Origin of the sequence: Parafrankia soli, from assembly GCF_001854695.1 — a bacterium.
GTDB classification, from domain to species: domain Bacteria; phylum Actinomycetota; class Actinomycetes; order Frankiales; family Frankiaceae; genus Parafrankia; species Parafrankia soli.
This window is the reverse complement of sequence record NZ_MAXA01000215.1, coordinates 57,292-78,175: the sequence shown is the minus strand read 5'-3', so window position 1 is coordinate 78,175 and position 20,884 is coordinate 57,292. Positions and strand designations below refer to the sequence as shown.

General features: G+C 70.1%; 21 protein-coding genes. 8 read left to right on the top strand and 13 right to left on the bottom strand.

All coding sequences use genetic code 11. The annotated features are described in order from the left end of the window. Nucleotides 1–21 precede the first annotated feature (21 nt). Together BBK14_RS18275 and BBK14_RS18270 are read right to left on the bottom strand one after the other, a co-directional pair. Complete coding sequence (locus BBK14_RS18275) at nucleotides 22–1,167, bottom strand: sulfotransferase family protein (RefSeq protein WP_071064142.1); 1,146 nt, start codon at nucleotides 1,165–1,167, stop codon at nucleotides 22–24. A gap of 135 nt (nucleotides 1,168–1,302) precedes the next feature. Next, nucleotides 1,303–2,103, bottom strand: a complete 801-nt coding sequence (locus tag BBK14_RS18270; RefSeq protein ID WP_071064140.1) for an SDR family NAD(P)-dependent oxidoreductase — start codon at nucleotides 2,101–2,103, stop codon at nucleotides 1,303–1,305. A gap of 63 nt (nucleotides 2,104–2,166) precedes the next feature. Here BBK14_RS18270 and BBK14_RS18265 point away from each other — a divergent pair, with 63 nt between their 5' ends. Further along, nucleotides 2,167–2,817 (top strand): TetR/AcrR family transcriptional regulator, encoded by a 651-nt coding sequence (locus BBK14_RS18265; protein WP_071064138.1) that lies wholly within the window; start codon nucleotides 2,167–2,169, stop codon nucleotides 2,815–2,817. A gap of 81 nt (nucleotides 2,818–2,898) precedes the next feature. Here BBK14_RS18265 and BBK14_RS18260 read toward each other — a convergent pair whose 3' ends face one another. Together BBK14_RS18260 and BBK14_RS18255 are read right to left on the bottom strand one after the other, a co-directional pair. Continuing rightward, nucleotides 2,899–4,578: a TerD family protein gene (locus BBK14_RS18260; RefSeq protein WP_071064136.1), complete on the bottom strand. Its 1,680-nt coding sequence runs from the start codon at nucleotides 4,576–4,578 to the stop codon at nucleotides 2,899–2,901. Nucleotides 4,579–4,788: 210 nt separating this feature from the next. Then, nucleotides 4,789–5,919 carry an RNA-guided endonuclease InsQ/TnpB family protein gene (locus BBK14_RS18255; RefSeq protein ID WP_241831633.1) on the bottom strand — a complete coding sequence of 377 codons (1,131 nt, stop codon included), beginning with the start codon at nucleotides 5,917–5,919 and terminating at the stop codon, nucleotides 4,789–4,791. Between the two features lie 237 nt (nucleotides 5,920–6,156). On the opposite strand from BBK14_RS18255, the gene BBK14_RS18250 reads away from it, so the two are divergent. After that, the gene (locus BBK14_RS18250; RefSeq protein WP_241831632.1) at nucleotides 6,157–6,789 is read left to right on the top strand and encodes a DUF2599 domain-containing protein; all 633 of its coding nucleotides are present in this window, start codon (nucleotides 6,157–6,159) and stop codon (nucleotides 6,787–6,789) included. 3 nt (nucleotides 6,790–6,792) lie between these two features. Here the strand turns inward: BBK14_RS18250 and BBK14_RS38405 are convergent, their stop codons facing one another. The 3 genes from BBK14_RS38405 to BBK14_RS40245 all read right to left on the bottom strand — a co-directional run bounded on the left by BBK14_RS38405 (nucleotide 6,793) and on the right by BBK14_RS40245 (nucleotide 8,264). Then, a complete protein-coding gene (locus BBK14_RS38405; RefSeq protein WP_157904292.1) occupies nucleotides 6,793–6,939 on the bottom strand; it encodes a hypothetical protein in 147 nt (48 codons plus the stop codon). A gap of 96 nt (nucleotides 6,940–7,035) precedes the next feature. Beyond that, nucleotides 7,036–7,509, bottom strand: a complete 474-nt coding sequence (locus tag BBK14_RS18245; RefSeq protein WP_071064130.1) for an NUDIX domain-containing protein — start codon at nucleotides 7,507–7,509, stop codon at nucleotides 7,036–7,038. Beyond that, a complete protein-coding gene (locus BBK14_RS40245; RefSeq protein WP_071064128.1) occupies nucleotides 7,509–8,264 on the bottom strand; it encodes a phospholipase D-like domain-containing protein in 756 nt (251 codons plus the stop codon). Before BBK14_RS40245 ends, BBK14_RS18245 begins: the two co-directional genes overlap by 1 nt. 267 nt (nucleotides 8,265–8,531) lie before the next feature. Here BBK14_RS40245 and BBK14_RS18235 point away from each other — a divergent pair, with 267 nt between their 5' ends. Both BBK14_RS18235 and BBK14_RS35495 read left to right on the top strand, forming a co-directional pair. Then, nucleotides 8,532–8,780 carry a hypothetical protein gene (locus BBK14_RS18235; protein WP_071064126.1) on the top strand — a complete coding sequence of 83 codons (249 nt, stop codon included), beginning with the start codon at nucleotides 8,532–8,534 and terminating at the stop codon, nucleotides 8,778–8,780. 7 nt (nucleotides 8,781–8,787) lie between these two features. Next, nucleotides 8,788–8,994 carry a hypothetical protein gene (locus BBK14_RS35495; RefSeq protein ID WP_083391053.1) on the top strand — a complete coding sequence of 69 codons (207 nt, stop codon included), beginning with the start codon at nucleotides 8,788–8,790 and terminating at the stop codon, nucleotides 8,992–8,994. Nucleotides 8,995–9,351: 357 nt separating this feature from the next. Here the strand turns inward: BBK14_RS35495 and BBK14_RS18230 are convergent, their stop codons facing one another. After that, a complete protein-coding gene (locus tag BBK14_RS18230) occupies nucleotides 9,352–10,077 on the bottom strand; it encodes a WHG domain-containing protein (RefSeq protein WP_338045478.1) in 726 nt (241 codons plus the stop codon). Nucleotides 10,078–10,155: 78 nt separating this feature from the next. Between BBK14_RS18230 and BBK14_RS18225 the strand changes: the two genes are divergently transcribed. Further along, nucleotides 10,156–10,470 carry a DUF1330 domain-containing protein gene (locus tag BBK14_RS18225; RefSeq protein ID WP_071064124.1) on the top strand — a complete coding sequence of 105 codons (315 nt, stop codon included), beginning with the start codon at nucleotides 10,156–10,158 and terminating at the stop codon, nucleotides 10,468–10,470. Between the two features lie 71 nt (nucleotides 10,471–10,541). On the opposite strand, the gene BBK14_RS18220 is transcribed toward BBK14_RS18225, so the two are convergent. After that, nucleotides 10,542–12,821 carry a DUF7846 domain-containing protein gene (locus BBK14_RS18220; RefSeq protein WP_071064122.1) on the bottom strand — a complete coding sequence of 760 codons (2,280 nt, stop codon included), beginning with the start codon at nucleotides 12,819–12,821 and terminating at the stop codon, nucleotides 10,542–10,544. Between the two features lie 513 nt (nucleotides 12,822–13,334). Next, nucleotides 13,335–13,628 carry a hypothetical protein gene (locus BBK14_RS18215; RefSeq protein ID WP_241831631.1) on the bottom strand — a complete coding sequence of 98 codons (294 nt, stop codon included), beginning with the start codon at nucleotides 13,626–13,628 and terminating at the stop codon, nucleotides 13,335–13,337. A gap of 86 nt (nucleotides 13,629–13,714) precedes the next feature. Here BBK14_RS18215 and BBK14_RS18210 point away from each other — a divergent pair, with 86 nt between their 5' ends. Both BBK14_RS18210 and BBK14_RS18205 read left to right on the top strand, forming a co-directional pair. Continuing rightward, entirely contained in the window at nucleotides 13,715–14,110 is a 396-nt protein-coding gene (locus tag BBK14_RS18210; RefSeq protein ID WP_071064175.1) for an MmcQ/YjbR family DNA-binding protein, read from the top strand. 70 nt (nucleotides 14,111–14,180) lie between these two features. Next, a complete protein-coding gene (locus BBK14_RS18205; protein WP_071064118.1) occupies nucleotides 14,181–14,657 on the top strand; it encodes an HIT family protein in 477 nt (158 codons plus the stop codon). Nucleotides 14,658–14,697: 40 nt separating this feature from the next. Here BBK14_RS18205 and BBK14_RS18200 read toward each other — a convergent pair whose 3' ends face one another. After that, complete coding sequence (locus BBK14_RS18200) at nucleotides 14,698–15,066, bottom strand: RNA-binding S4 domain-containing protein (protein ID WP_071064116.1); 369 nt, start codon at nucleotides 15,064–15,066, stop codon at nucleotides 14,698–14,700. 71 nt (nucleotides 15,067–15,137) lie between these two features. Between BBK14_RS18200 and BBK14_RS18195 the strand changes: the two genes are divergently transcribed. Next, nucleotides 15,138–15,758 carry a hypothetical protein gene (locus BBK14_RS18195; protein WP_071064114.1) on the top strand — a complete coding sequence of 207 codons (621 nt, stop codon included), beginning with the start codon at nucleotides 15,138–15,140 and terminating at the stop codon, nucleotides 15,756–15,758. A 1,335-nt stretch (nucleotides 15,759–17,093) separates the two neighbouring features. Here the strand turns inward: BBK14_RS18195 and BBK14_RS18190 are convergent. Further along, nucleotides 17,094–18,686, bottom strand: coding sequence for a DHA2 family efflux MFS transporter permease subunit (locus BBK14_RS18190; protein ID WP_476739398.1), 1,593 nt, complete (start codon nucleotides 18,684–18,686; stop codon nucleotides 17,094–17,096). 676 nt (nucleotides 18,687–19,362) lie between these two features. Continuing rightward, on the bottom strand, nucleotides 19,363–20,853 hold the full coding sequence (lysS, locus tag BBK14_RS18185; protein ID WP_071064112.1) for a lysine--tRNA ligase: 1,491 nt from the start codon (nucleotides 20,851–20,853) through the stop codon (nucleotides 19,363–19,365). Nucleotides 20,854–20,884: the final 31 nt, after the last annotated feature.

Here is a 20,884-nt window from a genome sequence, read left to right as displayed (position 1 = left end):
TCCTTTCGATGAGCGGTCGAGCTAGTGCGCGGTCCAGGCCGCCGCACGCGCGGTGTAGTCGGCGAACAGCGGGCGGATCCGGTCGACGTCGATACCGAACGTCGCCGGGTCCGGGTGGACGTTGCGCTCGCGCTTCTCCGCGTTCTCCCGCCACCATCCCTGCATTCCGGCCTCGAACTCCGGGGTGACGGGCTCGCCGAGCCAGGCGTAGAGCCCGCGGATCTCGCCGAGCGGATCACGCTGCATCGCCCGGAAGTCGATGTCGTAGAACCGGTCGTCGCCGGCCTTCTGGCGGAACGCCAGCGCCCGCTCCATGCCGACCGACCAGTGCTCGATGTTGAGCTGGCCGAGATAGCGCTCGTCGATGTCGTCGCAGTACGAACGGGCCACCGCGGCGTAGAGGTCGGCCACCGACACCATGACCTCGGCGGGATCGCGGTGCGTCATCACGAACCGGGCGTCCGGGAACACCTTGTCGAGATCGTCCAGGAAGAGCAGGTGGGTCGGGCACTTAAGCCGCCACGGCTGGGCCTCGAAGCCCCACTGCAACAGTTTCAGCGCACGCAGCTCGTACCGGTAGGTCGAGGTGAGATCGGCGTTGAGAAGCCACTTCGAATAGGACGGTACGTAGGCGAACGCCTGGAAGAAGTGCGCCCGGAAGTCGAGCGCCATCAGGCTCTGGCACTCCGTCGGGCCGGTCGCGCTGGCCGGGACGAGCGCGACCCGGCGCGGCGAGGTCCGCTTCCGTTCCGCCACGTCGGCCCGGCCGTCCTCGATCCTCTTGTCGTCACCGTGGACCGTGGACGGCGGCGGGCAGGGCGCCGTCGCCTCCCACATCCGCAGCGACCGGGCGTTCGGGTCCTCGGCCAGCAGGAACGACAGCGCCGTCGACCCGGTGCGCGGCAGGCCGAGCCCGATCAGCGGCGCGGTGATCCGCTCGTCGTCGATCTCGGGCTGGCGCCGGTACCAGTCCTCGATCTGCAGCCGCTGGCTCAACAGGCCGACGATCATTTTGCGTAACGACGCCTGGCCGGTGCTGTTCAGCGCGGCCTCCTGCTGGAGGGCGCGGACGAGCACCTCCAAGCCCTCCAGGAACGTGTCCTCACCGAAGTCGGTAAGTCCGGTCCCGGCGCGTGCGGCGTCGAGCAGTTCGTGATGCGCTCCCACGGTTTCTCCCCTTCGGACGTGGGCCGCCGCCCGCGGCGTGCGTCGCGGGTGGCTATGGGCCCAGGCGGCTATGCGACTGGGCGACTGAGGATCTGTGCGTCGACGAACCCGCGGCTGACCGCGGGAACCCGTCCGTCAGGAGAAGTCGGAGCCGCCGTCGACGTTGACGTTCGCGCCGGTCATGTATGTGTTCCGGCGCGAGCCGACGAAGGCGATCACGGCACCGATCTCACGCGGCGCGCCCGCGCGGGGAAGGTGGGCGGGATGGCCGAAATGCTCCGTGATGCCGCGCATCACGGCGTGCAGGTCCTCCGGGTCGATGCCGATGCCGCGGGCCCACATGGCCAGGCCCTCGGAGGCGAAGCTTCCCGGAGACACGGTGTTGACGAGAATCTCGTCCGGAGCCAGGGTCAGCGAGAGGTTCTTGGTGATGCTGGTGACCATCGATTTCGCGGCGGTGTACGCGATCAGCGAGGCGGTCTGCCGCTTGGTCGAATGCGCGGAGATGTTGACGATGCGGCCCCACTCGGCGGCGCGCAGCAGGGGCAGCGCGGCCCGCACACACCGGACCATACCCAACACGCCGACGTCGACCGCGGCCAACCAGTCGTCGTCGGTGAGCTCCTCGAAGGGGCCCATCCGGCCGCCTTTGGGGCCGGTCGCGTTCACAAGGGAGTTCAGTTCCCCCCACCGGTCACGGACGAGGCCGAACGCGGCGGTCACCTCGTCGGGGCGGGTGATGTCCGCGGGCAGGGCCACGGCGTCGGCGGCCCCCAGCTCCAGCAGACGGCCGACGGTCTTCTCCAGATTTGCCCGGTTCCGCGCCAGTACGGCCACCCTGGCCCCGTCCGCGGCGAAGCACTCCGCCGCCGCGAGGCCCATACCCTGGGTACCGCCCTGTACCACCACCGCGGCACCAGCTAAGCCAAGATCCACCTCGGTTGCCTCCGTCCACCTCGTCCAGCCGAAAGGGTTTGGCGACAGTATGATGTCACCAATATGAGCGTCCCGGCAACACCTGAGGAGGACGGCGGCGAGGCCGCCCGGCCTCGGCGGCCCTACGACAGCCCGCTGCGCCGTGAGCGGGCTGTCCAGACGCGTGAACGCATCGTCGCCGCCGGCTCGGCTCTCGTCCACGGATTCCCGGTCTGGGACTGGGGTGGCCTGACCTTCCGCGCGGTCGCGGAGCGGGCCGGGGTCGGCGAGCGCACCGTCTACCGGCACTTCCCCACCGAGCGCGACCTGCACAACGCGGTCATGCGCCGGCTGCAGGAGGAGGCGGGCGTCACCTACGAAGGGCTGGAGCTCGACGGTCTCCCCGACGTCACCAGGCGGTCGTTCGCGACGCTGTCCTCCTACTCCGTCTCCCGGTGGAGCCACCCGGAACCGCGCCAGCCGGCCCTCGTCGCCGAGGACAGGCTGCGCCGCGACGCGCTGCTCAACGCCGTCATCCCGCAGACCGCCGACTGGTCCGAGGCCGAGCGCCAGACCGCGGCGGCCATGCTCGACGTGCTGTGGAACGTGCCGTCCTACGAGCGCCTGGTCAGCGTGTGGGAGTTCGACGGCGACGCCGCGACGAACGCCATCAACTGGGTCATCGGCCTCGTGGTGGAGGCCATCCGCGAGGGCCGCCGCCCGAGCTCGCCGTAGCGCCGGCACCTCCGCCGGGCGCAGGCCGACGGGCGTGGCCGCGCCCGGCCGCCGTGGGAAACCCGGCAGGCGCGGCCGCTGTCAGATCCGGGCGCCCTTCTCCAGGTTGCAGCGGCGGCAGAGCAGCTGGAGGTTGTTCACGCTGCTGGCCCCGCCACGGCTGTGCGGGATGACGTGGTCGAACTCCAGGTACTCGGTGGCCTGGCACTGCACGCACGCGCCGCCGTCACGCTGCCAGACCTCGGCCTTCACCACCTGGGAGATGGCACGGCTGTCCCGGGCGCCGGGCGCGATCACCAGCCGGCGGGCGATCCGCAGCGTGCCGGCGAGGACCGCCGCCACGTACTCGGGGTCCCCGACCTGGTAGGTGCCACCGCCACGGCTCGTCGTCGCCGAGACGTCGATGGTGCCGTAGCCCGCCGCGACGGCCACGATCTTCGACCAGGCGGTCTCCGTCCCGCCGCCGTTCTGGGCGAGGAACCGCAGCTTGCGGCTGCTGACGACCAGACGTCCGGGCGTGTGCCGGGGACCGCTCGCGAGCTGGCGGACCTGCACCACGTCGGTGTCCAGGTGCACGATCTCGTCGAGATCGAGGTGCAGCGTCGAGGACGTCTCCCGCGGCAGGTCGCCGTTGCGGATGCGGGAGAGGTCGAGCCCCCGGCGGAGCCTGCGGCGCATCTCCTCGACGGCCGGGTCCACGACGCCCAGGCGGCGGGCCTCGTCCTCGAAGAGCTGGTACTCATGCTCCTCGATGATCTCGTCACCGAACGCGAAGGTGACGATCCGCTGGAGGTAGGCGAGGGCGACCGACCGGAACACCTGCTGGCCGGCGGCCTCCGACACCAGCTGGAAGCGCAGCTCGGCCCACAGCGCGTCCAGCCCGGGCGCGCCGGGACCGGCGTCCACCGCCTCGACGAGCCGCCGCCGCCAGTCGGCCAGGACCCGGCGGATCTCGTCCTCGCACGCCACGCAGGGCACCGGGGCGGAGAACAGGCGCCGCCGCTTCGCCGCGCCGCACCTGCCGCAGGTCGCCTCCGACTCGACGAAGGGCTGCCTGGTGCGGGACGCCCAGGTCGTGCCGTCCCACCACCGCAGCAGGCCGGGCGCCGCGGGGTCGGGGTACCAGTCGGCCCGGCGCGCCGGCTCGGCCGGTCGGACCGGTGCGGGCGGTCGGACCGGTGCGGGCGGCGGCGATGCGGGTGGCGAGGCCGCGATCCCGGTGGTCTCGTCGTTCCCGGCGGCCTCGTCCGGCTCCTCGACGGCGATCCCGAAGCTGCGGGCCAGGCCGGCGAGGCCGCTGGCCCAGCCCTGGCCGACGGCGCGGAACTTCCACCCGCCTCCCCGGCGGTAGATCTCGCCGAAGACCATCGTCGTCACCGGGTCGGACGTCGCCGACGCGAACTCGACGAGCGGCCGGCCCGCGACGCCGTCGATGCGCACCCGCAGGCCGTCGACCTGGGCGAAGGTCCCGTCGTCGACAGATCCCGCGACCACCACGGTGACGATGTCGGGCTCGACGTCCGGCAGGGCGACGGTCAGCGTGGCGCCGGCACCGGAGGAGACGAGGCTGACCGCGCCGGAGCTGTGCCGGGGCTGGTTGTAGAACACGATGTCGGCGTCCGACCGGACCTGGCCGGCGCTCGTCACCAGCACGGCGCAGACGTCCACCGGCTCGCCCGAGGCCGAGCTCACGACGGCCGTGACGACCTCCGTCGGTATGGCGGTGTTGGCGCCCTTCGGCAGGGTCGGTACAGCGACCATCGGTCCTCCATCAGCAGCCCGGGCCGTCGGAGGACGAGGCGGTGCCGCGCGACGCCCGACCAGACGGCCGCCCCCTCGCGGCAAACAGGGATACAAGGCTCCCTGTTTCAAAAGTTATCGGCCAGTTTGACATCCTCCCCGGTGTGAACTCCGGGGATCCCCGTACCTCGCGATCCGGGTTCCTGCTTCGTCAACGGACGCCTCCTCGCTTCAGGAGCGAGGCGGTCTCACTCCATCTCCACAGGCAGACACCGCGAGCCCCGCGGCCAGAATGTTCCGTGCCGCGTTCACGTCCCGGTCGTGGGCCGCGCCACAACGACAGGTCCACTCCCGGACGTCCAGCGGCAGGTCTTCCACGACCGATCCACAGGCCGAGCACGTTTTGCTCGACGGGTAGAAACGGTCGACTGCTATCACGGTACGGCCGTACCAGTCGGCCTTGTACTCCACCATCGCCCGTAACTCCGACCAGGATGCGTCGGAGACAGCGCGGGCCAGTGAGTGGTTGCGGACCATGGTGCGGACGGACAGGTCCTCGACGACCACCGTTTGGTTCTCGCGGATGATCCTCGTGGACAGCTTGTGTAGATGATCCCGGCGCCGGTCCGCGATCCTGCCGTGAATCTCCGCGACCCTCGCGCGGGCCTTCGCCCGGTTCGCCGAGCCCTTCGCCTTGCGGGACAGGTCCCGCTGCGCCCGCGCCAGCCGGACACGGTCGCGGCGCTCGTGCCGGGGGTTGGTGACTTTCTCCCCGGTCGAGAAGGTGACCAGCGAGGTGATGCCCGCGTCGATCCCGACCTGCCCGCCTGCCGGCGGGAGGCTGGTGACGGTGTCCTCGACCAGGATCGAGACGTGGTACTGGCCGCGAGCGTTCCGCGACACCGTGACCTGCGAGGGCGTCGCGCCTTCGGGCAGTGGACGCGACCAGACGATAACCAACGGCCGGTCCTGCTTGGCGAGAGTGATGTTCCCGTTCCGGTAGGTGAAGCAGTTCCGGAAGAAGGTCGCCGAGTCGAGCGTCTTGCCCTTCTTCTTGAAGGTCGGATACTTCGCCCGCCCGCTCCAGAAGTTCACGAACGCCGCTTGCAGATTCCGCAGCGTGGCCTGCAGTGGCCCTTTCGACGGTTCGGCCAGCCACGCCGTCTCCGCGTCCCGTTTCCACGCGGTGAGCATCCTGTCGGTCTCGGCGTGAGTGACCCTGCGCTGCTCCTGTGTCCATGCGCGGGAACGTTCGGCCAGCGCCCGATTGTAGACGTAGCGGACACAGCCGAAGGTACGGGCCAGCTGCGCGGCCTGCTCGGGAGTCGGATAGAAGCGATAGCGATATGCCCGCTTCACCACCCGAGAACCCATAGCTGACAGAATAGCGCACCCCCCTGTCGCACTGTCGTTGATGCGCTGACCCCGCCTTGAAGGACGGGGCTTGCACGCTACGTTTCGCGGTCACGACCGATCACGGCGGGTCTCGGCCCGCCGCTCATGCCGCTCGCCCGACCGGACCGGACCACCCGAACGCCATACGCTCGTCGGGTGGCGGAGCAGCGACGGTCTCGAGGTGCCCTTGGCGGAGGCGTCGGGGTGCTGGTCGCCGTGGCCGTCGGGCTGGCGGTGGTACGCGGCTCCGGTCCCGACTCGGAGAGCGACGCCGGCGCGGAGGCCGGCACAGCCACGCCGACCGCCACGGCCACCGCTCCCAGCCTCGCCGCTGTGGCTCCCGGCAGCGCGGGCGGCGAGAGCGGCACGGGCAGCGATGGCACGGGTGCGCGGCCGACCCCAGGGGCGCCGTACTGCGGTTCGAGCCGCTACGTCGAGGAAATCACCCTGCAGCGATGGGCTGGCGGCGACTTCCGTATCTCCGTGTGGCCCACCGAGGAGGCCCGGCACGCCGATGACCGGGACGGTGCGAGTGCCGAGATCTGGCGGGCCGTCCAGGGCTGTGTCGGCGAGGTGGACCCGGTGGTCGCGGAGAGCATGCAGGACCAGCTCCGCTGTCATGAGTCCCTCGCGCTGATCCCGGGCCGCGGCGGCGAGGAGTACGCCACCGGCGGCAGCTTCGACGTCGAGAGCTGGCGGCCGACCCCCGGGCGTCGTCGCTGGATCTCCACCCGCTGCGGAAACACCCTCGGCACCGACCCGACCAGCGCCCCCCTGGCCACCGAACGCCCGGACGGCATTCCCCCACAACACCGGGCCTCGGGAGAACACGCCTGACCGTTAGGCGTGCCCACTGTCGCGGCGGTGCTGGCTAATGAGCTTCCAGGTGTCGCGGTTGCTGTCCCAGTACAGCGCCTCGGGGACCTTGAACCCGCACAGCGAATTGGCGACGATCTTCGTGGGTGCTGGTGTCTCGCTGGCCAGCATGACGGCACTGCTCGTAACCCGTCGGGGGACGTGCGCGGCGTAGTCCTGGCGGTCGACCGCCCCTCAGCTGAGAACCCGGGGGGCGTGGCTGTCGAGCTATCCGATATGGGGAGTCTCTCGGGACTCCAGAAAGTGAGTCACCCGAAGCAGCATCGACGGATGGATGTTCAGCCCGTCAAGCTCCGGCGCGGCGAAGAATCGGGCGTCCTTCGCTTCGCTGCCGTCCGCGAGCAGCGAACCACCCACGATGCGAGCCTCAAAACAGATGGCGAATTGCTGGCGGATCTCGCCGTCATCGTAGGCGATCACGTGGCGAGGGTCCGAGTAGGTACCGACGATTCCGGTCACCTCGACGTCGAGTCCGGTCTCTTCCTTGACCTCACGCACGGCCGTGTCGGGTAGGGATTCGCCTACGTCCATCGTGCCGCCAGGCAGGGCCCAGAGGCCGTTGTCGGACCGGCGGATGAGCAGGACCCGCCGATTCCCATCCGGGACGACAACCGTCGTTGCGGGTACTAGAGAGTTGGCCTTGGGTGCGGCGGGATCATCGTAGAAGTCTCGGCGAGCCATTAGACGGTGCCCTTCTCCATGGCGGGAACCGAGCGGCTCCATACCTTGTCGAAACTGGACAGGTAGTGGTCGAACAGACGTCCGCCGGGTACCCGCTGCACGTGGATCACAGGTGACTGTGAGGCCGGAGCCCCGTAGGCGTGGGTATTCACGAGCAAGGTCTCATCGAATCGGAATACCGAGTTGTAGAGCGTCGCCGATTGGAGCCGGATCTCCACCCCGGGACAGCCCATGGCATCTTGCAGGTGGGTAAGGCTAAGTCGGACACGAGCAGCCACGCCCCCGAAAACGCCCTCTTCGGCCCCGCGCAAAGCTACGGCCTCGGAATCGGGATCGCCGAGTATCAGGCGGACACGCACCCCGCTCTCACCCTTGCGGATCAGGGTCTTGGCGATGTCGGGGGTTCCGTCTGTAAAGAAGAGGCCAGCGTAGATCAGGATATCGATACAGTCCTGAGCGCTGGTCATGAGTGAGGACCACAGGTGCAGCGGGACCGCGCCTCGATGCGGATACAGCGCAACGAACTCCGCGAGGCTCGCGGACTTTTCTCGCGCGTCGTCCAACAGGCCGGGCCAGAGGTACAGTTCATCGGCTTTGAGGATCGTGGCCGTCGCCGATCGGTGCGCCCGGCGGGGTATGCGGTCTTTGCTGACCCACCTTTCGGCGGTCTTCGGGTCGACTCCCACGATTTCGGCGAGCCGCTCCACGGTGAGGCCAGCACCCGCGATGCTACCGCGTAGGCGCTCGTTCGGCATCTCGCGGCCTCCCTCCTGCTGGACGCTTCGGGACGGACAGGGGACGCCACGATCATAGTCGGGACGTCCCGCTACGTCCCCCACGGGCGGTAACCACGCCCCATGGTTTGTGTCAGGTTCGGTACCTGGGCACTCCCGGGGCAGCTCACAGGGCCACACACGACCGGGACGCCCACCTAACGGCCCCTGGTGAGCTACTGCTCGACGCCAGCTCGCCAGGGGCCATCCGGGCGAACACAGGGGGCACCGATGCCGTACACAAGATCGATGCGGGCCATCGGAACGACAGCGACGACGGTCTTTCTGCCGTGGGTCGAGGTTCTCGACATCGGACTGAGGAACCTTGCAGAGCAGGCCCTGGCTGAGCCTGGCGTCGCCTCCGTCGAGCTTCTGGACGACTGTCGTTCGCGAATCCTCTTCCTGACCAAGCCGGCCGATGTGCTGGCGGAAGAGCGCGCCGCAGCGCAGGAAGAGGAACAGGCGGCGGAGCATCCCGCGGCGGAACCAGCCCGGTAGGTACGGCATGCTGATCGCTCTGGATTTCGTCGACGAACGCGCGCAAACCACCACGATCGTTGATCCGGAAGTGCTCCGGCATGCCGATCTGCCCGGCCTTGCCAGACGCCTGTTGCGCTCTCTACCGGCAGCATCGCGGGTCCGTATCTACCCAGACCGGCACGGGCGAGCAACGCCCGTGGTCGACACAGGGGACCCCTTCACCGAACCCTGACCGCAGACACAACAAGAAGCGACAAAATCAAAACCGGGTGTAGCGGATGCTGGTGATCGGCGCTCAACCGTGCTCCGCATAGGAACTCGCCCGTCGCTTGCGGCAGCAAACGGGCACGGAGTTCGAGTCCGAGGGGAGCGGCGGCGCGGGTGGGCGGGCGGGCCGTACCCGCGCCGCACTGCTTGCCGGCGCACGCTTGCACGATGCTATCTGTTGCAAGCGCTATGGGTGAGCCAGGACGACGAGCAGGACGCGAAGGGAGCCGCCGACAGATCGTGCTTGCGTTGAAGCGGATCGCGTCCGAGTGACCTCACCGCCACCATCAACGCCTACACCCACGACAGCACCCAGCCGGCCCTACTCAGCCAGGCCCAGTGACCTGACCAGGTCAAGCATCTCGGCGCGGTGCAGCGCGGCCGGGTTGCCTGCGACGGGATGGATGTGGCCGTCGATCTCCAGGGCCACCAGGCCGTGCATTCGGCCCCAGACGCGCAGCGCGAGCGCTGCCGCGGCGGGTGGCACGTCCGGGAGTTCTGCCTGGATCTTCGCGACGTAGTCCGGGTGAAGGTCGGACCAGGAGGTGTCCTCGGGCTGGTGGTGCCGGGCGTGGGGCCATGCGGTGGCCACCAAGCGGGTGAGGTCGCGGCACACCCGGCGTGCCGTCAGGTCCACCGGCCCGTCCTCGGGGGGCTGGTAGCCGGGGATGGGGTGGCCGTAGAAGAGCCGGAAGCTCTCCGGGTGAGCCAGCGCCCATTCCCTCAGGGTCTGGCCCCAGGCCAGCAGCCTGCCGCCGGGATCGGTATCGGGCAGGGCGTTGCTGGCGGTCTCCACCGCCTCCGCGAGCGAGGCTGCGATCCCGCTGATCAGTGCCGTGATCAGGTCGTCGCGGGTGGGGAAGTAGCTGTAGATCGCGCGTGGGGTCATCCTCATCTCGCGGGCGATGCCGCGTAGCGAGATCGCCCCCGGCCCCCCGTCGGCCATCTGCCGCAGCGCGATGGCCTTGATCTCCCGGCTCGTCTCCGCCCGCAGCCGCTCCCGGCGGCTCATCACGGCCTCGACGCGTTCACCCTCGTCCTTGCTCACGTTGAGTAGGTTACAGGGGTGCATTAGTCTTCGGCGTGACACAAGTACACGCCGTTTCCAAAGGAAGCAGGGAAACCCATGTCCGCTTACGTCATCGTCGGAGTCGACGTGCTCGACGAGGAGGCCGGCCTGGCCTACGCGGCCGTGGCCCAGCCGTCCATCCTCAGCCACGGCGGCCGTTACCTAGTGGCGGGCCCCACGCCCGAGCCCGTCGAGGGCACCTGGGGCTTCTCCCGGTTCCTGGTCATCGAGTTCCCCGACATGGACCGGATCCAGGAGTGGTACGACTCCCCCGAGTACCGGCGGGCCCGGGAGATACGGAAGAGCGCGGCTCGGGTGCGGATGCTGTTCGCCGAGGGCTCGCCGCCCGAGGGCTTCTCCCTCCCGGCCTAGTAGTGGCGGCCGTCACAGTGGACGCCGAGGGCGGCCCGCTGACGCCAGCGCCGTCAGCGACGCCAGCGCCGTCAGCGAGCGGCGCCGCCCGTCAGCGAGACGTCCAAGGTGGGTTTTGCGGTGGCCGGGAGCCACTGCCCGCCGGTGCCGCCATCGGTGCCGCTACCGGCGCCCGTGGGCAGTCGGCGCCAGCCCAGCCCGGGAGCGAGCAGGGAGAGGTCGCCACCGGGGCTGCGCACCAGGGGAAACCGCTCCTCCCAGGTCCCGCTCGCCGGGCCGGTGCCGTCGGTGAACCCGACGACGAGCTCGGCGGGCAGCGACGCGCCGGCGGTCCCGATCTCGTCCGGGCCGGTGCCGGGACCGGTGGTGAGCACGAACGTGTGCGTGATCGTCACCGGGACGGCTGTTCGCGGGGTGCGGACCTCCCCGCCGAGGCGGACGTACAGCCGCGCATCCCCCGACCGGACGGGTGCCGTCCCAGTGTCACCGGGAATCCGTACCTGTACACGGATCTCGACGCGGCTCCCGGTGACCTGCCTCAGCGGCACGAAGGACCCCCGGAAGCTGCCCGGGACCGCCGGGTCGGCGATCTCGTCCGGCCGCAGGCGGAACATCGCCCGGTCCGGCATCCGGTCAGGCAGCGCGGCCGAGCCCGGCCCGATGTCCGCCGCGAAGACGACGGGTCCGTCGAGGTCGGGGGAGTTCCGCAGCGAGTGGTAGGGGACCTGCGTGTAGCGGCTCGGGACCGTCGGCGTCACCAGCACCACGGCCGGCCCGCCCAGGTCGTCCGGGAGCAGCGCGGCCAGGAAGTCGTTGCCCTCGTTGACCCCGCGCTGCACGTCGATCCGGGGCTGCAGGGTCGGCACCGTGATCGCGACGAGCCCGGCGACGGCCACGGCCACAGCGCCCGAACGGACCATGCGCCCGGCCAGGCCGCGCGCGGTGCCCGAGGCGGATGAGCCCGGGCGGCGGGACAGCGGCGACCGCGCCGGGAGGAACGTCCACAGCCATCGGGCGCCGTCGGCCGCGAGGATGACGACCGGGGTGAACGCGGCCAGATGGTAGTGCGGGCCAAGGCCGTTGCGCAGGCCCGGCATGGCAAACGCGGACCCCCACCAGAACGTGTAGCCGGCCAGCACCACGCCCGTCGTCGCGAGCAGGAACAGGCGCTCGAGCCGCCGCCGCGGCGCCACCAGGCCGACGGCGGCCAGCGCGATCAGCGCGGCACCGCCGAAGAACCAGCTCGGCGCCACCTCGAGCGTCTCCTGGAGGGCGTCGAGCGCCAGCCGGCGGGTGAACAGGAAACTCGACTCGGACGGCAGGATCCGGCGCGGGCCGAAACCGAACCGGTCCAGTGGGTCCGAGGCCGACAGCGGCATACGCAGGGGCGATCCGGTGACCCGCCAGCAGTAGGCGAGCAGGGCGACGACCAGCGGTAGCGCGCCGATCACCGCCCAGCCCGAACGCCGCAGCAGCGTCCCGAGCTCCCGCCGTCGCCGCACAGCCGCGAGCACGATCACGGGAAGGACCACGAGCACGACGTCGAACGGCCGGATCAACAGCACCAGCCCCAGGCCCGCTCCGCCGCCGGCAAGGGCGGCCCGCGCCCCCGTCCGCGCACCGCGCAACAGCTCCGCGCTGGCCAGGACGAGCACGGCTGCACCCGGGGCGTAGGCGAGTGGCAGTGCCGTATGCAGGAGGACCAGCGGCGAGAGCGCGACGCCCACAGCGGCGGCCACCGCGCTCCAGGCATGGTCGAAGAGCTCGCGGGCGAGGCGGTACGTCCCGACGACCCAGACCCCGGCGACCGCGGCGGGCGCCACGGCCATCGTGCCGAACAGCGCCTGGGACAGCGCGAGCAACGCCGGCCAGCCCGGCAGGTACTTGGTGAACACGCGGCCGTCGTGCACACCCGTCAACCACGGCCGGAAGAACGGTTCGACGGCGCCCGCGTCCAGGGTCAGCCGCCCCTCGAGCAGCATCCGCGCCTGGAGGATGTACGCGGCCTCGTCCGCGTCGCCGGAGCCTTCCGGGTACAGCGTGACCCGCAGGACCAGGCTCGCGACGAAGGACAGGAGCGCGACCACCGCGACGACGCCGGCCGGCGACCGGAACCGGGACAGAGACAGGGACAGAGACAGGGACGACCGGGCCCACTGGAACTGCCGGCTTTGCCGGAACCGCCGGAACCGCCGGCCTCGTGGGCCTGCGTGCGTGCCCGCTCCGGACGGCTCCGCGTGACCGGTGCCGTCGGCCAGGTCGACGGGTGTGCCCGGGAGCGTCCCGGCGGTGCTGTCCGCCGTGGTCGGACCACCTCCGGTCGACGCGCCGACCGGGGAGTCGACAGTCATCGGCGGCGGCGGCGGGGTGCGGCGGCGTCCGTCATGGTCGCGCCGTGATCCGGCGCGGCGCGTTCCCGGTCATCCGTGTCAGCCCCATCCAACCTCGATCACACCATTCATCCGTGACCTGTTGATCGCACCGAATGTGCCGTCCGCAGCGCCTGAAATGATAAGAAACCGCTCCGGGACGGCCGAAACCGGGGCTCGGCACCACGCGCCGGCCAGGGGCACCCGGTGGACGTCGCGACCCGGCGGGCATGGGCAGCCCGGCGAAGGGGCCTGACGGGACCTGGTGGCTCGGCAGCGACGGACGGGCTGACGGATGTGGCGGGCCGACAGAGGTGGCGGGCCGACAGAGGTGGCGGGCCGACAGAGGTGGCGGGCCGACAGACGGGAGTGGGCCGGACGACAGGAGTGGGCTGGCAAACGGGGGTCGGCCGACCGACATGGGTGGCACGGTCGCCGTGGCGCCTCGGTCACTGTCCGGCCGGCGGCCCGGCGGCCCGGCGGYCCGGCCTCAGATCATCGGCAGTCCGGGTCCGGGACAATCTTGGTGTTGGCCGAGGGAATGTAGCCGTCGTCGTCGGCGAAATGTGTGGTGGTGTAGCCGCGGAGGCCGTGGCCGACGCATTTCGTGGCCAGGTTCCCGAAGTGATCCGGAAAATTGAACACCTCGGCCGGCGTGTCATCCCCGCGCCGGTTCAGGACGGGCGCGTCACCCATCCCCCGCTCGTCGTCGTCGCCGCATCCGGACAGGAGTACCAGCAGCGCCACACAGGTCGCCGTCACCCCCGCCCGCGAGAGGATACGTCCCATGCCGGCCACTATCCCTCCGGATCACCCCGACCCGTGGCGATTGTCTTTTCCGCGACGTGACCGAACCGCGGGCATACGGTGTGGCCATGGCGACCTGGGACGACGTGCGCCGGCTGGCGCTGGCGCTGCCCGAGACGAACGAGAGCCCCTCATACGGTTCGGCCTCGTGGCGGGTACGGGACAAGGGCTTCGTGTGGGAGCGCCCCCTGCGGAAAACAGACCTCGCCGCGTTCGCCGCCCGCGGCGAGAAAGCGCCGGACGGCCCGGTCCTGGGTGTGCGCGTCGCCGACGAAGGAGTCAAGAACGCGCTGATCGCCGACAGCCCGGCGGTCTTCTTCACCGTCCCGCACTTCGACGGCTACCCGGCGGTCCTGGTCCGCCTCGACCGGATCTCCGTCGAGGAGCTGGACGAGCTGGTCGTCGAGGCCTGGCTGCTGCGGGCCCCGAAACGCGCCGCGAGGGCATACCTGGATGCCCGGTGACCTTCCGCCGAGCAGCGGGCCGACGTCGCGGGTATCGATTCTCCACGGCGGAGGCGTTACAGTCACCGCCATGGAGCCCGTCCAGGATTCCGGTACGGACGACTGCTACTCCTGCGGCGGTAATGAGGCGCTCAATGATCTGCCGCCGTGGCAACGAATCCTCGTCGGCACCGGTTGGCGGGTCGCGCACGCGATCAACTGCGCGCTGCCCGGATGGCTGGTCGTCATCGCCCGCCGCCACATCACCACGGTGGCCGAGCTGGACGCGGCGGAGGCCACCGAGCTGGGTCTCGTCACCTGGCGGCTCAGCCGGGCCCTGATCGAGGTGACAGGGTGCGCGAAAACATATGTCGCGGCATTCTCCGAGGCGGCGGGATTCACCCATCTCCACGTTCATGTCGTGCCCCGCGCACACGGCCTGCCGACGGACGAACAGGGCCCTGCGGTGTTCACCCATCTCCGCCGGCCAGCCGCGGAATGGGTGCCCGAGGGCACGATGGACGATCTCGCCCGGGCCCTCGCCGCGCGGATCGCGACCGAGCCCTGACCACCGAGCCCTGACCACCGGGCCGGGCCGCCGCGGCCGCTCAGCGGTTGCGCAGGCGTTCCACCGCGCGGCGGTCGCGTTTGGTCGGACGTCCCGTCCCGCGGTCGCGAACCGCCATCACCGGAAGGCGTTCCGGGGGCGGCGGGCTGTTGTCGATGTAGCACTCCGCCGCCACGGCGGCGCCCACCCGCTTGGTGAGGACCTTGGTGACCACGACGACGCGTTCGTGGCCGGCCTGGCGAAGGCGCACCTCGTCGCCGGCGCGGACCATGCGCGCCGGCTTCACCCGCTCGCCGTTGAGACGGACGTGGCCGCCGCGGCAGGCATCTCCGGCCTGCGTCCGCGTCTTCACGAGCCGGACGGACCAGATCCAGATGTCGATCCGAGTGCTCTCCTCCACCGACGCCATAATGAAGACTCTACGAACCGGCCGCCCCCGGACGAGTCCCATCGCTACCGACACGCGGCGATGACCCACGAATGATCGGGTTCGATAGCCTCGCGACCATGGCGGGGGAGGAACTGCACCTACGCGGAGCCGACGGAGCCCGCCGGGCAAAACTGTGGCTCGAGGCCACGACCCGCGCGAACGTCTACTACGTCACCCCGGAACCGGTGGCGGTCGCGAAACTGAGCTACCAGTGGGCGGACGGACGCGGCTTCTCCTACGACCTGGGCGGTGTGCTGCTCGGCGGCGAGTTCCAGGGCCACGAGTTCGTCGCGGAGTCGAAGTTCTACAACGGCCATCACGACCAGGGAACGCTTTACGTGGAGTTTCTCGCGAAGTGCTACCGGGCGCTGTCGTTGCAGCCGGCCCGCATCGACCACTTCATGTGGATCACCTGGGCGCCGTTCCTGGTGACCCGCTGGCCGGACCTCTGCTCACCGAACGAGGTCAGGTCGGCCGTCCTCACGCATCATCGGAGAGTGTTCGGCTGCCCGCGCGACCACGAGGGCAGCCTCGTCTCGGACGAGACCTGCGAGAGCGTCGCGGAGCGCCTGTGGATCATCGTACTATCGGAGCGTCAGGAGAAGCTGGTCATCTCCGCCGAGAACCTGAATATACTTCGAGGCAYCGGCACCGAGAGGGGAGCCAGGTGACCACCCCGACCTACGCCGCCGAGCTGGAAGCCGCGTTGAGCATCTCCAGCACGCAGGAGAGTATCGGCAGTATCAAGGCCGTCGTCGCCAGAGAAATACAGGCGACCGATTCCTCCGTACAGATCCGGGACACCGGGTACTTCAATCATTCATATATGCCCGACTTTGTCCTCGACTGGCCGGACGACGCGGCCGCGGGCCAGCGTTTCATGTACCTGAAGTTCGGCGGGGACGTCGACTACTTCGTCCGGGACGTCGCCCTCGTCGAGGACCGCGAGCCGATCGTCTTCAGCATCGGGCGGTACCGGAACGCGGGCGACGCCCACGTTCGCCTCGCCGCGGAGGCGGGCACCGCCAACACCCTGCTCACCGATGCCGACGGCCTCGCCACGATGATCGAGCGGCGGGACCGCTCCCCCGATATCAGAATCATCTCGACGGCGTTGACGCAGGACGGCCGTGGTGTCCTCGACGCCGTGAACGCCTCGGCCATCGCCGACGGCTTCAGCCAGGGCATCGACGCGGCGCGCGCGCTCGCGGTCGAGGGCACCAGGCGGGCCACCGAGATCGTCACCGCCAGCCTGCGCCGCCGGCAGTCCCGGCTGCTGAACCAGTTCCTCCAGGCCGTCTGGGTGGGCTCCGGGGGGAACATCGCCGGATTTCCGGGTGTCCGCGATCTCTCCGGCGAGGTCACCGACGCCGCCCTGGAATTCCTGCTGACCGGCGAGGAGATAACCGACCCGGTGTTCTGGCGGCGGCTCGGCCGCCGCGCGAGCCTGGAACAGATCGCGCGCCTGCACGTCGACTCCGCGACGCGGAACCTACAGCACTACGTCACCCAGAACATCGGCGTCCTGCGGGCCCGTTCCTATCAGCTGCGGTCGGTTTCGAGAAACGTCACGGATGAAAACCCGCCGTTCGAGTGGAAAATCGAGCGGAAACTGCTCGCGCTGCGCGCCCAGCAGTTCACCGCCTACCTGGACGGCCAGGCGGACGATCCACAGGGAAAGGATTCCGGCGGGCGGTCCGACGGCGTTCCGCTCGCCGGCCTCCTTACCCGGGCGACCGGAACCACCGTGGCAGAACTGGAGATCGCGGCGGAGGGCCGGACGATCGTCTACCGCGGAGAGGACAACATCGACGTCACGCGGGACGAGCGGCTCGCCGCGCTCGCCGAGTCACTCGGGCCGGGCGCCCGAGTCACGAAGGCGCGTCTCCCGATCGCCGACGACCGCAGTCTCGTCTGCGACTTCACGACCCAGGTCGCCGCGCCGCGCGGGCCGAGCAGGATCCCGGTCACCGATCTGCTCGCCAGCCTCCCGCTGCTGCGGGAGCTCACCGCGGCGGAGTCAGATCGCCTGTCCGCGCTGCTCGAACCGGCGACTGATCCTGCGCCTCCCCGCGAGGCCGAACCCGGCGACGTCGAGGAGCACGGATACGCGGCTGGACCCGGAGACGTCGAGAAGCACTGAACGGACCACCCGGGATCGCCGTCAGCGCCACGACGAGCGCGGCAACCAGCAGCGCGGCGGACACGAACAGCGTGTCCTGGCAGGCCTCGGCAAACCGGGCGGCGGCCGGGCCGTCCACCACGGTCGGCAGCACGCCCTCACCGCCGCCGGCCGCGCCACCGCCACCGGCCGCGCCGGCCACGCCCTGGGCGGTGAGGCCGGCCGCGAGTACGACGGAGGTCAGGGCGGTACCGATCGAGACACTCACCTGGTTGGTGATGGTCAGCAGCGTGCTGCCGGACGGCGCGTCCCGGTCGCTCAGATGCCGCAGCGCTGTCGTGATCGTCGGCATGATCGTCGAGCCCGCGCCGACTCCCATGACGGACATCGCCAGCACCATCTGCCAGTACGGGGTGTCGACGCCGAGCAACAGCGTCGCGGTGATCAGCCCGCAGGACGCCGTCACGATCCCGAAGCCCACCACGCGGGCAGGCGGAACCCGGTCGACCATCCGGCTCGCCACCTGCAGCGAAGCCCCGGTAGCGAGCGCCTGCGGGATCGCCAGCATCCCCGTCTCCGCGGGGCTGAGCCCCCGCACGAGCTGCCAGTAGAGCGGCAGGACGAACATCGAGCCGAAGTAGGCCGCCGTGAACAGCGCCAGCGTCGCCGTCCCTGACGCGACAGCCCGCAGCCGCAACAGCGCAACCTGGACCAGTGGGGCGCGCATCCGAGCGGCCCGGACCACGAACACCACCGCCAGCGCGAGCCCGACCAGCGCCGGCACGAGCACACCTGCCGAGGTCACAGTCCCGCGCCGCCCGCTCTCCGCCAGCCCGTAGACGAACAGCGCCAGCCCCGGAGCGACAAGCGCCAGCCCTGGGACGTCGAGCCGCCCGTCAGCACTCTCAAGCGTGCCGCCCCGCTGGACGGCACCCGCGGCCGCGGTGACCGGGCGCAGGACTCGGCTCGCGAGCAGGAGCGCGGCCAGGCCCAGCGGCAGGTTGACCAGGAAGATCCACCGCCAGGAGATGTCGACCAGCCAGCCGCCCAGCGTCGGCCCGATCACCGGCCCGACGAGCACCGGCAGACCCAACAGGCCCATGGCGCGCCCGCGCCGCTCCGGCGGCGTGGCCCGTAGCACAATCGTCATCGCGACCGGGTTGACCAGGCCACCGCCGATCCCCTGCACCACCCGGAAGGCAATGAGCGCGCCGATGTTCCAGGCCAGACCGCAGAGCACCGATCCCAGCACGAACAGACTCAGGGCCGCCATGTAGACACGTCCGGCACCGAACCGTGCCACCAGCCATGCTGTCGTCGGCACGGTCACGGCAAGCGCCAGGGTGTAGCCCGTCGAAACCCACTGGATCACCGGCAGTGAGGCATCGAGATCCGCCGCCAGCGTGCGGATCGCGACATTGATGATCGTGATGTCCAGGATGACGAGCAGGCCACCGAGCACGAGCACCGTGAACACGAGCCCGGTGCGCGGCGGCCCGACCGAGCCGGATGGCGCGGATCGCCCACCCGGCTCCCCTCGGCTCCCTTCCTTTTCCCCCTCCTCTCGCGGCCCCCCTGCCTCCTGCGGTTCCCCTGCCTCTTCCAGACCCGCCAAGCCACCCGGATCACCGCTCACAACCGCGCCCTCCGTCCCACTCGGCTCTGCCGAGAGCACCACCCCGCCACCGACCACCCCACCCTCACACCTAAACCGAAGTAGAGGTCAACCCCAGCCCCTCACCCCCGGCCACACCCTCCAAAAACATGTGTGGCGGGTGAATGAGTCCATGGACTCATTCACCCGCCACACATTCAGTCAAGCGCTGATGCACTCGGGGTTTGAACACGGAGTTGGCTGGATTACCACGGCAGCCTGTGCTCGGTTACCTACCCCTTTAGCGCCCAACACCCGGTGGACGACAGCTTGAGGGATTCCGTGCCTGGACCAGGCGCTGGCCCATTCCGTCTGCCGGCAAATCCACGACTCAGAAACTATGACGTATCGACGCCAGCGACACGGCCGGCTCCTCGAATGTTTTCCTCGGCGTGATATGGGGAATCCGCCGCAGTCTCATCAGCGACCTTGAACCCGTGTGTCGACTCGGGTCGACACGACCCCGTGTCAGCTGACGCCCGGTCAACGCGACCCCGCGTCAGCCGGCGCCTGGGTCCGCGGCAGTCGTGTCAGATGTGTCGGCGGCGTTCGCGTCGTTGCCGGCGGCTGGGTCGGTCTGGCCGCGGCGGGAGTCTCGCATCAGCGGGAACAGGACTACTTCCCGCAGCGTCGGGGCATCGGTGAGCAGGGCGATGAGGCGGTCGATGCCGATGCCGAGCCCGGACATCGGGGGCATCCCGTACTCCATCGCCTCGATGAAGTCCTCTTCCAGCATCATGGTCTCGTCGTCGCCGGCGGCGCGCAGCTCGGCCTGCTCCTCGAGGCGGCGACGCTGCTCGACCGGGTCGACGAGCTCGGAGTAGGCCTTCACCAGCTCCCAGCCGTTCACGACGACCTGGAACATGTCGAGCCGGGACGGGTCCTCGTCGCTGCGCCGGGCCAGCGGGACGAGCTCCGCCGGATGGTGCACCAGGAAACACGGCTGGACGAGGTGCGGGCGGACGGCCTTCTTGTAGAGCAGGTCGACGAGCGCCGCGTAGGAGGCCGCGTCGTCGACCTCGAGCCCCAGCTCGCTGATGCGCGCCCGCAGGGTCGGCAGATCACGGACGACCGTGAGGTCGATGCCTGTCCGCCGGGCGACCTCGGCCCGGTAGTCCAGCTCGGGCCAGTCGGCGCCGAAGTCGAGCTTCACGCCGTCGTAGGTCACCGTCCGGCTACCGAAGACGTCGTCGAGGACGGCCAGGATCATCTCGCGGACGAAGCGCATGTTGTCGCGGTAGTCCCAGTAGGCCGCGTACCACTCGAGCATCGTGAACTCCTGCAGGTGCGAGGGGTCCATGCCCTCGTTGCGGAAGTTACGGCCGAGCTCGTAGACGCGGTCCAGGGAGCCGACGACGACCCGCTTGAGGAACGTCTCCGGCGAGATCCGCAGGTAGAAGTCCTCGCCGAGGGCGTTGTGGTGGGTGACGAAGGGACGGGCGGCCGCGCCCGACGCTGCTTCCTGCAGCATCGGCGTCTCGACCTCGAGGAAGTCGTTGTCGTCGAGGAAGCGGCGGATGCGGGAGATCGTCCGGGCCCTGGTACGGAAGCGCTCCCGGGAGTCGCTGTTCACCAGCAGGTCGAGGTAGCGCCGGCGCAGCCGGGCCTCGATGTTCGACAGGCCCTGCCACTTGTCCGGCAGGGCGCGCACCGTGCGGTTCAGGACGACCAGCTCGGAGGCGCCGACGGTCCTCTCGCCACGGCGGGTGGTGTAGAGGGTTCCGGTGACGCCGACGAAGTCGCCGATCTTGACGGCGCGGGCCCACTCCTGGAAGGTCTCGACCCCGAGCTCGTCCCGGGACAGCGACACCTGGACCCGACCGGCGCGGTCCTGGATGTGGCCGAAGACCAGCCCGCCCATGCGTCGCCAGAGCACCACCCGGCCGGCGAGGCGGACGGCCGTCCCGTCCGCGGCGGCGGCCGCGGCGGAGGTCACCGAGTCGGTGAGATACCCGGAGCGGGGACCCGCCGTGGACTCGTCCGTCGCCATGCACAACACCCTTTTGCGAGAGGCTTCCGCC